The organism is Methanothermobacter sp. KEPCO-1, from assembly GCF_008033705.1.
Classification (GTDB): Archaea; Methanobacteriota; Methanobacteria; order Methanobacteriales; family Methanothermobacteraceae; genus Methanothermobacter; species Methanothermobacter marburgensis.
Genome location: NZ_CP042937.1, coordinates 958,737 through 972,954 on the forward strand (window position 1 = coordinate 958,737; position 14,218 = coordinate 972,954).

A 14,218-nucleotide genomic window follows, 5' to 3' on the forward strand; every position below is an offset into this window, starting at 1 on the left:
CATGCCATACGACGCTGAGATTCTAGTGGTGGGCTGTGGAAACATCCTTTTCAAGGACGATGGATTCGGCCCAGAGGTTATCAAGGCCCTTGAAGAATACTTCAAGGATAAGGAAAAACCAGAAAATGTAATGTTCATAGACGCTGGAACTGGCGGTCCACACTTTGTCTTCTCACTACCACATGAACAGTGGAAGAAGATGATAGTTGTGGACGTTGTTGAATTCAATGCAGAACCCGGAACCCTCAGAAAATTCGAGGTAACTGAGATTCCAAAGGGATCCTATGAGAATATGCACACATGGCCAGTGAGCCAGCCCCTCCATGAACTCAGTGAAAAAATTGACGTTGTGGTAATTGGGTGTAAACCCGAGGAGATATCAGCTCCCAATGTGGAAATGGGCCTCACACCCCCGGTAAAGAAGGCTATTCCCAGGGCCATTCAGATGATCTTAGAGGAGATTGGGGTTTCTAAATGAGTTTAATCGCCCGAATCAAAAGATTTTTAGGATTGGAGGCTGAAGCTAAGAGGGAAGAACCCGAAAAGGAAAAATCGGAACCTGTTGGAGCTTCAAAAGAGGAGGTTGAAAAAGTGGCTGAAGAAAATGCAAAACCAAGAATAGGTTACATTCACCTGAGTGGATGTACCGGAGACGCCATGTCGTTAACCGAAAATTACGACATTCTCGCAGAACTGCTCACCAATATGGTGGACATAGTATATGGACAGACCCTGGTGGATCTCTGGGAGATGCCAGAGATGGACCTGGCCCTTGTGGAGGGTTCCGTCTGTCTGCAGGACGAACACAGCCTGCACGAACTCAAGGAACTCAGGGAAAAGGCTAAACTGGTCTGCGCATTCGGTTCATGCGCAGCAACAGGCTGCTTCACAAGGTACTCAAGGGGTGGCCAGCAGGCACAGCCATCACACGAGTCCTTTGTACCGATAGCAGACCTCATAGATGTGGACCTTGCACTGCCAGGATGCCCACCATCACCTGAAATAATAGCAAAGACCGTTGTTGCACTTCTCAACAATGATATGGATTACCTGCAGCCAATGCTGGACCTTGCAGGTTACACCGAAGCATGCGGATGCGACCTTCAGACAAAGGTCGTGAACCAGGGTCTCTGCATTGGATGCGGAACATGTGCAATGGCCTGCCAGACAAGGGCCCTTGATATGACCAACGGAAGGCCGGAACTGAACAGTGACCGCTGCATAAAATGTGGAATCTGCTACGTGCAGTGCCCAAGAAGCTGGTGGCCAGAAGAACAGATTAAAAAGGAGTTAGGGCTATAGGAGGCTGGAAAAATGGTTTTAGGTACTTACAAGGAAATTGTTTCCGCCAGATCAACTGACAGGGAGATTCAGAAACTAGCCCAGGACGGGGGAATAGTCACAGGTCTTCTAGCTTACGCCCTTGATGAGGGTATCATTGAGGGTGCAGTTGTTGCAGGTCCAGGTGAGGAGTTCTGGAAACCACAGCCAATGGTTGCCATGAGCTCAGATGAACTCAAGGCAGCAGCCGGTACCAAGTACACATTCTCACCCAACGTGATGATGCTCAAGAAGGCCGTCAGACAGTACGGTATAGAGAAACTCGGTACAGTTGCCATACCCTGCCAGACAATGGGTATAAGGAAAATGCAGACCTACCCATTCGGTGTCAGGTTCCTTGCAGATAAGATAAAGCTGCTGGTGGGTATATACTGCATGGAAAACTTCCCATACACATCACTCCAGACCTTCATCTGCGAGAAACTCGGAGTAAGCATGGAACTCGTTGAGAAGATGGATATAGGTAAAGGGAAGTTCTGGGTATACACCCAGGATGATGTCCTCACCCTCCCACTCAAGGAGACCCATGGATACGAGCAGGCAGGATGCAAGATCTGCAAGGACTACGTGGCTGAACTTGCAGACGTCTCAACCGGTTCAGTGGGGTCACCTGATGGATGGTCAACCGTCATAACCAGGACAGACGCAGGGGACTCAATATTCAAGCAGGCAGTTGAAGCAGGCCTATTTGAGACAAAACCAATAGAGGAAGTTAAACCTGGCCTGGGACTGCTTGAAAAACTTGCCGCACAGAAAAAGGAAAAAGCAGAGAAGAACATCGCCGCAAGGAAGGAGATGGGATTACCAACACCATTCTAATCCCATCAACTGTTTTTCTTTTATTTTGAGGAAGGAGATGGATTACCCGCACCATTCTGATCCCATCAACCTATTATTTCATTCTGTTATCACGGTGCACCCATCACCCTCAACGATGACCGTATGCTCCCACTGTGCCACGGTGGCACCGCTCTTCTCCCGAAGCACATGGTAGGGGTAGATGGCCCTTGACTGTATCAGGAGCCTCATGGAGGCGCTGAGCCTTTTTGGTTCAAAGTACTCTTCAAGCCATCTCTGTGCAAATGGAAGGGAATGGTACTCCTCCCTTATCTTACCGAGGACCCTCCTTGCATGGACAAGCCGGAGGGGTCTTTCACGGAGGAACCTGAATATGTGGGTCTGGGGCATGTCTGTAACAAGCCCCACACCATCGGTTGCGAAGGGCTCAATTGCAAGCACATCCCCCTCCTCGAGTTCATGGGGATTGTTTTCCCTTATGTTGGGTATTGAAAGCCCTGAGTGGAGTATCCACCTGTCCATGCTGTGACCTGTAAGGTTTGACACTGGCTTCATATCATGGGACTCTATCGTCTCCTGGATAACACGGCCAACCTCACCAACCTCAACACCAGCCCTTATGGTGGAGATAGCATTCTCAAGGGCCTCCCTTGCAGCATCCATCATTCTGTAACACCTATCATCCACATCACCCACAGGGACTGTGATGGCTGTGTCGGCTATGAACCCATCCACATGGGCCCCGAGGTCAAGCTTAACAAGGTCGCCCTCGGATATTGTGCTTTCGTCACCTGGAGGGGAAGTGTAGTGTGCGGTGACCTCATTGATGGAGACATTGCAGGGGAATGCCGGTTCACCTCCCCTGCTTCTGATACCATCCTCAACGTAATTCACGAGTTCTATTACCGGTAAACCATCCCTTATGATTTCTGAAGCCTCTTTTCGAACCTTTGATACAATTTTACCTGCCTTTAAGTATGATTCGATCATCGTTACCACTTAACTGAGTTCTGATACTTATTTAAATAAGGAGTTATATATTATTTCCAGCAGATAATACTTCAAGGGGGAGCTATATGGCGAGCACCGCAACAATACCTCAGAACATACTGTGGCTTATAATATCCATCCTGGCTTTTGTGACAGTTATCATTGTGGCTATACAGTGGAGGAGGGTTAGGGAATCCCAGAACGACATCCAGCTTCTTGAAAAGCAGATCGAACTTAAAAAGATATCCCTTGTTGAGAACGACCTGCAGGCAAAGCGCCTGATGGAGACAACCATACCTCTCCCAAAGGACAAGCAGGAGAAACTGGCTGCCATAAGGAAGAACACATCTGAGATAATGCATGAGGTGGGTTATCTTCAGAGTGAGATAAGTGAGAGACTTGCACTCCTTGAGGCAAGAACAGAGTTCAGGAAACTGGAGAGGATGCTGAAGGATATTGAGAAGAAGGAAGCAGAACTCAATGCAAAACTTAAAAAATGATCTGGAGGTTTTAATGTGGGACCGGTGGAGCTTCTTGCAATCCTGATACTTGCAGGGGCCATAATTGTCCTAATATACTACTACCTGATGGAATCAGGGAACATGGCGCCGGTAACGAGAGTTTACGGCGCATTTGAAAAACCAGGTGAAGGGAGGGAAGGTTACATGGCAGGTGTTGGAGAGAAGGTTTCAGATGTCAGTGACAGGATCATGGGCAAGGTAAGGGAGGTTCCCATAAGCACGGATGTCATCTCAAACAAGATAGACGCATTCCTTAATGAGAAGAGCGATGAACTCATAGAGGACTGGTCACTGGCCACCAAGGACGATATATCTGACCTTGAGAAGAGGCTTGAACTGGTATCAAGGAACATAGATGAACTGGAGCACCGCTTCAACGAGTACAGGGGTTACACCAACAAGAAGATTGAGTCCCTTGACAAGAGGCTCAGGAAGCTTGAGGAGAAGGAGGAAGAATAACCAACCTCAAAACCATCCTATTTTAAAGTTTGATGGAGTAAAACCAGACCTCACCACAACCTTTATATATTAAAATAACAAATCTAATGTTTAGCGGGGTGGGGTAGTCTGGTGATCCCGCGGGGCTCATAACCCCGAGATCCCTAGTTCAAATCTAGGCCCCGCTATCAGTTTTTATTCTCATGTTCATCTATCGGGCAAGCCGGAGGGCAGCTGACGGCCCATTTTTGGGCTGAGGAAACTCCACCCATCATACAGAACCGCGGTGCCGTGAGGCATCAGCTGAGAGGCTGGACCCTGGAGCAGAAACGACACGTCTTCTGGTGGATGATAATGAAGCTTCACCCTTAAAGGAGCAGACTGACACCAGGAGGACCGGTGAAACGGCCATTCCGCGGGATGCAAGGACAAATACTGCCTGTGATTACTGTAGGAGGCAGAGGTAGTCCGCCGAGATGAATGCTGCCGAAACAGAAGGTGGGTTACTCCCGGCATGCCCTTTATCAATATTCAGCCCGGCAGGATACCCCGCAAGTGCGTTATCTGTTCTGCATTCACTGGAGCTACTGTGCGCAGAAGTTCGGTGAGTTTCACATCTTTTAGGGACTTTTGACTCTTATTCTCTCAATGTAGACGACCTTTATCATGGGAAGTTCTTTATTTTTGAGTTCAGGTGTGGTTGTGTCCTCTGCAGGGTAGAAGTATTCGCCGTAGACCCTTATTCGGTCTCCAATTTTTATTGGGGTTGTTCCGGCGTAGCTTAGGAGTATGTACTCTGGTGTGGTGTTGATCTTGAGGGCAATGAAGGTTTCCTGTGGCCTGATGCCGTATGATTCACCCTTTTTATACACCGTTCCCTCAACCCAGACCCTATGACCGTTGAGGGCATATGGATCCTCCCCTGAAGTGGAAAGGTCAAGTGCACGGCACTCCTCCTTATATTTAGCGGCTTCAGCGTCTGTTAAGGGTTGAGGAAGATCATCCCCCTTGGGAGAGGGACAACTCTGCAAGAAGTTCACTAACACAGTAACCCACAACGAAACCAGCAAGAATACCGAGAATCAGAAAATAACTCTTTTTCATCTGATCATCCCCTCAAATCTGTTGCTATTTTCCTTAAAATTAGAATACCTGCAAGATTTTTCATCTTCACCTCAAAGTTTATAGTAACTTTAAGGAAAAAGATAATATAAATATTACGGTTAGTTCTTAATGTATTAAAAGGAGTATTCCATCGGCTGAGGTTCGCCCTGTGATCAGTAAAAGCTAAAAAATATTGTAAAACAGGGTTTTAGTGGATATTGCATCTTTAACCTTTAGAATGAGGTGGGGGATGTAGGTTAGTGGATTATGGCATCCTTGACCTTATCAAAGAATCCCTTATCTTCGTGGATCTCATCCCCACTGATACTTGCAAATTCCCTGAGGAGTTCCTTCTGCCTTGGACTCAGCTTTCTTGGTGTTACAACCTTGACCTTCACGTAGAGGTTTCCGTAGCCATTCCACTTCAGGTGGGGCATACCGTGTCCCTTGACGCGGAAGGTTGTGCCACTCTGGGTTCCTGCAGGTATCTTCAACTTTACTGGTCTGTCAAGGGTTGGAACCTCCACGGTGTCACCCAGGGCGGCCTGCACGAAACTTATTGGTTTCTCTGTGTAGAGGTTTGCCCCCTCCCTCCTGAAGATGCTGTGGGGTTTGACCTTAATGACCACGTAGAGGTCCCCTGGTTCCCCGCCACGAAGACCCATCTCCCCCTCACCGGGGATTCTGAGTCTGGATCCGGTCTCAACACCTGGAGGAACCTTCACGTGGATTGTGCTGGTTTTCCTGACAACTCCCTTACCGTTACAGTTGCTGCAGGGCTTTTCAACAAGGGTTCCCTCCCCCTGACAGTCAGGGCATGTGGTTATGTTCATCATCTGCCCGAGGAGGGTGTTACGCACCTGCCGCACCTGCCCGCTACCCCCACAGGTGGAGCAGGTCCTTGTACCGGTACCTGGCTCGGCCCTGCTCCCATGACACACGGGACACTTCTTTGTGTGCGGGACCCTTATATCTGTTTCAAGGCCACTGTAGGCATCCTCAAGGCTTATCTCAAGGGTGTAGGTGAGGTCAGCACCTCTCTGGGGACCATGTCTCCTTCCCCCACCGAAACCGAACATGTCGAAGATGTTCCCTATATCAAATCCCAGGCCGCTGAATATGTCCTCAAAGTTTATGTTGTTGAATATATCCTCCTGACTGAAGCCCTCCATACCTGCATGGCCGAACTGGTCGTACCTTCTCCTCTTCTCATCATCAGAGAGGACCGCGTAGGCCTCACTTATCTCCTTGAACTTTTCGGCAGCATCAGGATCATCGCTGACGTCGGGGTGGTACTTCCTTGCAAGCCTCCGGTAGGCCTTCTTTATCTCCTTCTTATCGGCACCCCTATCCACACCGAGAACCTCATAGTAGTCACGCTTAGCCATCGATTTTCACCTGGTATAGAATCTGGAAGTGATCAGCTAAAAATAGTTGCACATCAGAGAATAAAAAGGGTGGGGGAGGCCTCAGTTCTTGACCTCGAAGTCAGCATCTATGGTGTCGTTGCCCTGGCTTTCACCCTGTGATGCTGTGTTCTCTGCCTGCTGCTGGGCAGCCTGCTGGTATATAACCGCCCCGATTTCCTGAACTGTCTTTGTGAGTTCCTCGGTCTTTGATTTGATGGCCTGGACATCGTCACCTGCTATGAGTTCCCTCAGTTCACTGACCTGTTTTTCAACCGCCTCCTTCTTATCTGCTGGCACCTTATCTCCAAGTTCCTCGAGGGTCTTCTCGGCGGTGTAGATCATTGAATCGGCGTTGTTCCTTATCTCGATTTCTTCCTGTTTTCTCCTGTCCTCTTCGGCGTGTTTTTTGGCCTCCTCTATCTTCTGTTTTATCTCCTCCTCTGAGAGTTTGTTGGGTGCTGTTATTGTTATGGCCTGTTCCTTACCTGTTCCAAGGTCCTTTGCTGATACGTTCAGTATACCGTTTGCGTCTATATCGAAGGTCACCTCTATCTGGGGCACTCCACGTGGCGCGGGGGGTATTCCCACCAGCTGGAACCTTCCAAGGCTTGTGTTGTCTGCGGCCATGGGCCTCTCGCCCTGAAGGACGTGTATGTCCACGGAGGTCTGGTTGTCTGCCGCTGTTGAGAATATCTGGCTCTTCTTCGTGGGTATAGTGGTGTTCCTCTCTATGAGCTTGGTGAAGACCCCTCCGAGGGTTTCTATACCCAGGGACAGTGGTGTCACGTCAAGCAGTACAAGGTCCTTTATTTCCCCTGCAAGGACACCGCCCTGTATGGCTGCACCCATGGCAACACACTCCATTGGGTCTATTCCCCTCTCCACGGGTTTTCCTATGAAGTCCTCAACGAATTTCTGGACTATGGGCATCCTTGTGGGTCCACCGACCAGTATTATTTTATCCACATCCTCCCTGCTCATCTTGGCGTCCTTCAGCGCCTGTTCCATTGGCCCTGCACATCTCTGAACGATAGGATCAACCAGTTCCTCCAGTTTTGCCCTTGTGATGGTCTTTATGAGGTGTTTTGGTCCGTCCTGGGCCACGGTGATGTAGGGGAGGTTCACCTCGGTTGTGAGGGTTGTTGAAAGTTCTATCTTGGCCTTCTCGGCAGCCTCCCTCAGTCTCTGGACTGCCTGGTCGTCCTCCATGAGGTCTATGCCGGTCTCCTTCTTGAATTCATCGGCGAGGTAGTTCATTATCGCGTTGTCCATGTCGGTTCCACCCAGCTGGGTGTCACCGCTGGTTGATCTAACCTCGAATACGCCCCCACCGAATTCCATGATTGTAACGTCCAGTGTACCTCCGCCCAGGTCGAAGACCATGATGACCATGTCCTCGTCTTCCTTGTCAAGGCCGTAGGCGAGGCTTGCTGCTGTTGGCTCGTTGACGAGTCTTACAACGTCGAGCCCTGCTATGGTACCTGCGTCCTTGGTGGCAGTCCTCTGGTTGTCGTCGAAGTAGGCGGGTACTGTGATGACGGCCTTCTTTATCTCCTCACCCAGGAAGGCCTCTGCGTCCTTCTTGATCTTCTGAAGGATGAATGCGGATATCTCCTGTGGTGTGTACTCCTTACCCTGGACCTTTACCTTTCTGTCTGTACCCATACTCCTTTTTATGGCTGTTATGGTGTTCTCAGGGTTTGTGACTGCCTGACGCCTTGCAGGTTCACCCACAAGCATCTGTCCGTCCTCTGTGAATGCAACGCAGCTTGGGAAGGATTTACCGTACTGTGAAGCCCCCTCTGCACTGGGTATGATGGTTGGTTTTCCACCTATAAGTACTGCGGCTGCAGAGTTACTTGTTCCAAGGTCAATACCGAGAATTTTTTCTTTTTTTGCCACATGATCACCTCAAATCAGCTTTTCTTACATACCTTGACTATTGAATGTTTTATTATCCTGTCGTTGAGTCTGTAACCTCTTGATAACTCCTCTATTATGATTCCATCATCGTATTCATCATGGCTCTCAACCATAACCGCCTCGTGGAGGAATGGATCGAATTTTTCACCCTCGGCGGGTATCTCACTCAGGCCCTCCTTCCTGAGGGTGTCCCTGAATTTCCTGTAGATGACCTCCAGGCCGTCACCATCATTCTCCCGGTTTTCAATGGCCCTTTCAAGGTCCTCGTATACGTCCAGGAGGTTCAGTATGAGCTTCTCATTTGCATTTTTTATGAGTTCCAGCTCCTGTTTTTCCTTCTGTTTCTTGTAGTTTTCAAAGTCGGCCTGGAGTCTCTGGAGGTGTGATACGTATTCGCTGATTTCCTCTTCCTTAACCGCAAGTTCACTTTCAAGTTCTTTCAGTCGTTTTTTAAGTTCCTTTAATTCATCCTCACAGTTATTGGATGGCTTAGAATCAGTTTTTTTCTCTTCGCACATTGCTTCACCTTTCATTTTTTACAGAAATTAAAGTTACCAGAGGTTACCTATAACCTTATAGCTATTATACTTACAAAAGGTTATATAAACCTTTCGACATACCATACCATGATGAGAGAAAAATCCACCGAAGAGCGGAACATGGAAGTTATACTTGATGTTATGGGCTGCAAGACCCGGAGGGAGATCATAAACCTCCTCCGTGAGGAGCCCAGATTTGTCAGTGAAATATCAAAGGAACTGGATATTGGCCAGAAGGCCATAATAGAGCACCTCAGGGCGATGGAGGAGGCAGGGATTTTAAGCTCCTTCTTCAGGAAGATAGAGAGGGGAAGGCCCCGCAAATATTATGATATATCAAGGGACATCCACATCAGCATAACCATAAACAGGAACAACTTCAGGGTGGATGTGGTGGATGACCTCCTCCAGAGGAAACAGCTCCCCCCAGGTGACGAGTGGTCCAGACTGCTTAACCTTGAAAATAAGATAAGGAACGGCCAGTGGGAGGCCATTGAGGAGTTAAAGAACCTCATAAGGCTCTACGATCACCTCAAGAAACGGGCCGAGGACCTCCTCCGCGAGGCAGAGATGAGAAGAAAGATGGATTAGTTCCCACCAAGCCGGCTTTTTTGCATTTATCTGAGGCCCGTAGAGCAGTTCCTGAGACACCAGATTCCATTTCCTGAGGACATCAGAGGACCCTAGTTATTTTCTGTATTCGAGTGCAGCTGCAACCGCCTGCCCAAGGGAAACTGAGCCATCACCTGCACATGAATTTCTGTGCTGAATGAAACTGTAACCCCTCTCTTTAACGTAATCCCTCACCGCAAGGCTTATGGCCTCATTGTAGAAAACACCGCCGGTTCCCCCTATAACCTCAACTCCCAGATCCTCGGCTGCAAGGACAGCCATCTCTGCAAGCCCCTCTGCAACGGCTCGCTGGGCTGCATGGGCTATTTCCGCCCTCTTCTCACCGGATTCCAGAAAATCCATGACATCCATGAGTATGCCTGATGTATCAAGGATGTACCTACCATCCCTCTTCATGATTCTGAAGGGTATTTTGAGTTCTCCTTTAGCCCTGAAAGCGGTTGATTCAAGTTTCATGGCACATTCGCCCTCGTAAGTTCGCATTCCGCATATTCTGAGGGCGGCTGAAATTGCATCAAGGGCTCTGCCTGTACTGCTGCTCACGCCTGTGTTGAGCCCAGTTTCCATCTGCTTTAATACAACATCAATCTCCCTTTCACCGTGGGGGAAGTAATCCAGGTACCTTTCAATGAAGAGTTCACGGATGTCCCCATCGTAGCTGTCCAGGAGCATTGAGAGCAACATCCTTGCAGGGTACCTTGTTGCAAGGTCACCCCCAGGCATCTTCTGGGGCATGAGGCTCCCAACCCTTGAATATTCAGGGCCGTGGCAGTGGAGGATCTCACCACCCCATGACGTGCCATCTGCACCGTAGCCAACACCATCTGCAGCTATACACACGCACTCACCGACACCATTATCGAGCATGAGTGCCAGGGCATGGGCATGGTGGTGCTGGACCCTCAGGATGTCCGCAGAGAACCTTTCAGAGAGTTCCTCTGCATAGGAGGTTGTCAGGAACTGGGGGTGGAGGTCACAGGCTATTACATCCACGGATTCTGTGCCTGTTATACCCATGAGGTAATTCACAGCGTCCTTGAGGAAGAGGAGGGTGTCATACCGTGATGTGTTGCCTATGTGCTGTGATACATAGCACTGGCCCCCCTTGAGCACAGAGAAGGTCACATCAAGTTCCGGTCCAAGGCAGAGGGCTGACAGATTCTCTGATAGATGGGTGAGGTCATAGGGTTCAGGCGCGTACCCCCTGGACCTCCTTATGAAGGCCATCTCTCCACCCCTGAAGCGGACAACAGAGTCATCGCAGCGGTTTATGATTTTACGGTCATGGAGAAGGAAGTAATCGGCTATACCCTTGAGGCCCCTGGTTATCTCACTGTTCCTGATGAACATGGGGTCGCCTGGTTTATTGGCTGAGGTCATGACATAGGCCGGGGCCGAGGTGTATCTGAAGAGGACATGGTGCATTCCAGAGTAGGGTAACATGACCCCTATGTTGTGGAGACCCGGTGCAACTGAGGGCGCCAGGGGGTAGTCACTGTTTTTATTCAGGACAACTATTGGCCTTCGACGGGAGGTTAAGGCCTTCTCCTCTGCTTCAGATATGCAGGCATAGACCTTCACTGAGGGAACATCAGGGGACATGCAGGCGAATGGCTGGCTGGGCCTTCCAAGCCTTGAGCGGAGTTTCATCACGGCATCCTCATCGTCAGCCCGGCAAACAAGGTGTGTGCCCCCTATACCCTTAACCGCGAGTATTTCACCCTCATCAAGAAGTTCTGCAGCCATTTTCAGGGGGTTATCTGTTTCAATAACATCTCCACGCCACAGGAATGGCCTGGGACCGCATACCGGGCAGCATGTTGCCTCTGCATGGTACCTCCTGTCAAGGGGGTTGAGGTACTCCTCCATGCAGGAGCTGCAGAGGGGGAATTCACGCATGCTGGTCCTCTCACGGTCATAGGGGATGGATTCAATCACGGTGAACCTGGGCCCGCAGTCTGTGCATGCGGTGAAGGGGTAGAGGTAGCGTCTGTTATTCTCATCCATTATCTCCTCAAGGCACCTGCTGCAGGTTGCAACGTCTGCGGGTATCACGGATGTCCCTGATGACTCTGAGGAGCTCTCCTTTATACTGAAATCGCTGAAGGATGGGCTGTCGATGGCGCTTATCTCATTATTTATCCTGGTTATCCTTGAAATGGGGGGTTTTTCTGCCTTAAGACGCTTGATGAATCTTTTTATTCTCTCTTCATCTCCTTCAAGGACAATTTCAACCAGGTTTCCCATGTTTCTGACGTATCCTGTAAGTCCAAGTTCATGTGCAAGTCTGTAGACGGCTGGCCTGAAGCCAACACCCTGCACTATTCCCTCAACAGTGAGCTGGGCACGGTACATTCTATCTCCTTTAAGGATTTTCACAGACGACAGTTTGGTACATCATTTAGGATTAGAATTCATGAACTTATACAGATGAAAGTTCAGTGTATCATGCTAAGATTATATTCATGAACTTATAAATTAGGTAGTGATGTCAGTGAGATCGATTTTGAGGGAACTCCTCAGGGGTGAAATCTCGGTTGAAGAGGCAGAAAGGGCGATTGAATCGGCCCAGCTTAAACTGGGTGATAGGGTCAGGTTTGATATACTGCGTGAGAAAAGAACAGGGTTTCCTGAGGCGGTATTTGCCCCTGGAAAAAGTGATGAGGATATAATCAACATTATAAGAACTGTTGGGGATGTTATTGTAACAAGGCTCCCGCCTGAAAGGGCTGAGGGGATCATGGATGGACTGGATCTTGGAGACGATTACACCGCCGATTACCATGAAACGGCCAGGGTGCTTGCTGTGAGGTCAGGGGAACCTGAAAGGCTGGGTAGGATCGGGGTACTTTCTGCGGGAACATCAGATATACCCGTTGCAGAGGAGGCAAGGGTGGTTGCAGAGGAGTCTGGCTGTGAGGTTCTCACTGCATATGATGTTGGTGTTGCCGGCATCCACCGGCTCCTTGAACCACTGCAGGACATGCTTGAATCAGATGTTAAGGTGCTGATTGTTGTGGCTGGCATGGAGGGGGCGCTTCCCTCTGTTGTTGCGGGCCTTGTTGACGTGCCGGTTATAGCGGTACCAACATCAGTTGGTTACGGGGTCGGTGAGGGGGGTTTTGCGGCACTTAACTCCATGCTACAGTCGTGCTCCCCCGGGATAGGGGTTGTAAATATAGATAACGGGTTTGGGGCCGCTGTACTTGCGGTTAAAATACTGAGGGCCTTTGCAGGTGATTGATCATTTTTCGTGTGTACCGTACTTCCTGCCCCATTCACAGAGCTCGTCGAGGATGGGGATGACTGATTTCCCCTTTTCAGTTAGGCAGTACTCAACCCTTGGGGGCACCTCAGGGTATACCACCCGGTTTACGAGGCCGTTTGCCTCAAGCTCACGGAGGGTCTTGGTGAGCATCCTCTGGGTTATTCGGGGTATCTTCCTGTTTATCTCACTGAAGCGGAGCTTACCATCCTTGAGGGCGCAGAGGACAAGGGACTTCCATTTACCACCTATCTCATTAATGGCGGCCTCAACGGAGCATATGTAGTCGTCATCACTCATGGTATCAACCATGTAATCCAGTATACTTTATGTATGTATATGCAGTTTATGTAAGTACATCATTTAAATACTTTAAGTTACTTTATTATAGTAAAGAAGGTTGAGAGGTGAAATCATGCTTGTGAACTTTGATCTGCAGCACTTCTGCTGTGGCCCCAAGGGCTGCCAGATAGAGATTGAATACGGCGAAATGCTCGACGCAGAGCAGTAATTATTTTTTAACTACCCCCATTTTTTCACAGCACCCCCTGTTTTTATTATTTCTAATTATAAATTACTCCTCTAAAGAAGTCAATAACTATTCAATGAAGATGGTACTATGGATATTGTCCGGTTCGAACCCCGTTTCTCTGATACTGTGGGGAGGCTCATCTATGAGACTGACAGGCAACTCTTTGACCTCTTTTTCAAAAATCCCGAAGGGACTCTGGAAAAACTTCTAAGGAATGGTGTCTGCTGGGACCCTGAGAGAATAATCCTAGCGGTCAGTGAAGGAGAGGTTCTCGGTGTTCTGGCCTATGACCTTGAAGGCAGTGAATCTGAATTTATTGATTTATTCAGAAAGCTGGGACCCATGGATGCCCTGAGGGTCATGATGATGGACCTCATTGACTCCCTGAGCACCCAGAAGGTTGAGGATGGTGACCTCTACATAGCATCCCTTGCAGTGGCGCCTGAGGCGAGGGGTCAGGGTGTTGGCTTCAGGCTCCTCCAGGAGGCCCGGATGATTGCAGAGGAGAGGGGTCTTGATAGGCTCACACTGGATGTCTCACCCACAAATATCCCTGCAGTGAACCTTTACAGTAAGTTTGGATTCAGATTCACAGGTAAAAAGGAGATGAAAATTTTAAAAAGAGAATTCCATCAGATGGAACTACCACTTCACTGAGGTGTGTGGTTATCAGTTATTTTTTTATGATGGAAGTAACACTTCACTGAGGTGTGTGGTTATCAGTT

15 protein-coding genes, 1 tRNA gene and 1 other RNA gene are annotated in these 14,218 nt (G+C 49.1%); 10 read left to right on the forward strand and 7 right to left on the reverse strand.

Translation table 11 applies throughout. From position 1 onward, the window contains the following. Position 1: 1 nt before the first annotated feature. Genes frhD through frhB form a run of 3 tightly spaced genes read left to right on the forward strand, consistent with a single transcriptional unit; the run spans position 2 to position 2,160 of the window. Positions 2-478 (forward strand): coenzyme F420-reducing hydrogenase, FrhD protein, encoded by a 477-nt coding sequence (frhD, locus tag FVF72_RS05080; RefSeq protein WP_147671377.1) that lies wholly within the window; start codon positions 2-4, stop codon positions 476-478. Further along, positions 475-1,302, forward strand: coding sequence for a coenzyme F420 hydrogenase subunit gamma (gene frhG / locus FVF72_RS05085; protein ID WP_013296465.1), 828 nt, complete (start codon positions 475-477; stop codon positions 1,300-1,302). The genes frhD and frhG overlap by 4 nt, the downstream gene beginning before the upstream one ends. 12 nt (positions 1,303-1,314) lie before the next feature. Beyond that, positions 1,315-2,160 (forward strand): coenzyme F420 hydrogenase subunit beta, encoded by an 846-nt coding sequence (gene frhB, locus FVF72_RS05090; protein WP_013296464.1) that lies wholly within the window; start codon positions 1,315-1,317, stop codon positions 2,158-2,160. 78 nt (positions 2,161-2,238) lie between these two features. On the opposite strand, the gene map is transcribed toward frhB, so the two are convergent. Beyond that, positions 2,239-3,129: a type II methionyl aminopeptidase gene (map, locus tag FVF72_RS05095; protein ID WP_013296463.1), complete on the reverse strand. Its 891-nt coding sequence runs from the start codon at positions 3,127-3,129 to the stop codon at positions 2,239-2,241. Between the two features lie 86 nt (positions 3,130-3,215). Between map and FVF72_RS05100 the strand changes: the two genes are divergently transcribed. The 4 genes from FVF72_RS05100 to rnpB all read left to right on the forward strand — a co-directional run bounded on the left by FVF72_RS05100 (position 3,216) and on the right by rnpB (position 4,606). After that, positions 3,216-3,629 (forward strand): membrane protein, encoded by a 414-nt coding sequence (locus FVF72_RS05100; RefSeq protein ID WP_013296462.1) that lies wholly within the window; start codon positions 3,216-3,218, stop codon positions 3,627-3,629. A gap of 15 nt (positions 3,630-3,644) precedes the next feature. After that, a complete protein-coding gene (locus tag FVF72_RS05105) occupies positions 3,645-4,109 on the forward strand; it encodes a hypothetical protein (RefSeq protein ID WP_013296461.1) in 465 nt (154 codons plus the stop codon). A gap of 92 nt (positions 4,110-4,201) precedes the next feature. Next, positions 4,202-4,276: transfer RNA gene (locus FVF72_RS05110), tRNA-Met, on the forward strand. Positions 4,277-4,306: 30 nt separating this feature from the next. Beyond that, positions 4,307-4,606: RNase P RNA component (gene rnpB, locus FVF72_RS05115), an RNA gene on the forward strand. A gap of 102 nt (positions 4,607-4,708) precedes the next feature. On the opposite strand, the gene FVF72_RS05120 is transcribed toward rnpB, so the two are convergent. The 4 genes from FVF72_RS05120 to FVF72_RS05135 form a co-directional block, all read right to left on the reverse strand. After that, entirely contained in the window at positions 4,709-5,128 is a 420-nt protein-coding gene (locus FVF72_RS05120) for a hypothetical protein (protein ID WP_370511816.1), read from the reverse strand. A gap of 321 nt (positions 5,129-5,449) precedes the next feature. After that, on the reverse strand, positions 5,450-6,580 hold the full coding sequence (gene dnaJ / locus FVF72_RS05125) for a molecular chaperone DnaJ (RefSeq protein ID WP_147671379.1): 1,131 nt from the start codon (positions 6,578-6,580) through the stop codon (positions 5,450-5,452). A gap of 81 nt (positions 6,581-6,661) precedes the next feature. Continuing rightward, the gene (dnaK, locus tag FVF72_RS05130) at positions 6,662-8,503 is read right to left on the reverse strand and encodes a molecular chaperone DnaK (RefSeq protein ID WP_147671380.1); all 1,842 of its coding nucleotides are present in this window, start codon (positions 8,501-8,503) and stop codon (positions 6,662-6,664) included. A 14-nt stretch (positions 8,504-8,517) separates the two neighbouring features. Then, entirely contained in the window at positions 8,518-9,042 is a 525-nt protein-coding gene (locus FVF72_RS05135; RefSeq protein WP_013296457.1) for a nucleotide exchange factor GrpE, read from the reverse strand. Between the two features lie 108 nt (positions 9,043-9,150). Between FVF72_RS05135 and FVF72_RS05140 the strand changes: the two genes are divergently transcribed. After that, positions 9,151-9,654 (forward strand): ArsR family transcriptional regulator, encoded by a 504-nt coding sequence (locus FVF72_RS05140; protein ID WP_013296456.1) that lies wholly within the window; start codon positions 9,151-9,153, stop codon positions 9,652-9,654. A gap of 96 nt (positions 9,655-9,750) precedes the next feature. Here FVF72_RS05140 and hypF read toward each other — a convergent pair whose 3' ends face one another. Continuing rightward, a complete protein-coding gene (gene hypF, locus FVF72_RS05145; protein ID WP_147671381.1) occupies positions 9,751-12,051 on the reverse strand; it encodes a carbamoyltransferase HypF in 2,301 nt (766 codons plus the stop codon). A 139-nt stretch (positions 12,052-12,190) separates the two neighbouring features. Between hypF and larB the strand changes: the two genes are divergently transcribed. After that, a complete protein-coding gene (gene larB, locus FVF72_RS05150) occupies positions 12,191-12,940 on the forward strand; it encodes a nickel pincer cofactor biosynthesis protein LarB (protein WP_147671382.1) in 750 nt (249 codons plus the stop codon). On the opposite strand, the gene FVF72_RS05155 is transcribed toward larB, so the two are convergent. Beyond that, entirely contained in the window at positions 12,941-13,273 is a 333-nt protein-coding gene (locus FVF72_RS05155) for a helix-turn-helix domain-containing protein (protein WP_305054846.1), read from the reverse strand. Between the two features lie 307 nt (positions 13,274-13,580). Between FVF72_RS05155 and FVF72_RS05160 the strand changes: the two genes are divergently transcribed. After that, positions 13,581-14,150: an N-acetyltransferase gene (locus tag FVF72_RS05160; RefSeq protein WP_147671383.1), complete on the forward strand. Its 570-nt coding sequence runs from the start codon at positions 13,581-13,583 to the stop codon at positions 14,148-14,150. Positions 14,151-14,218 lie beyond the last annotated feature (68 nt).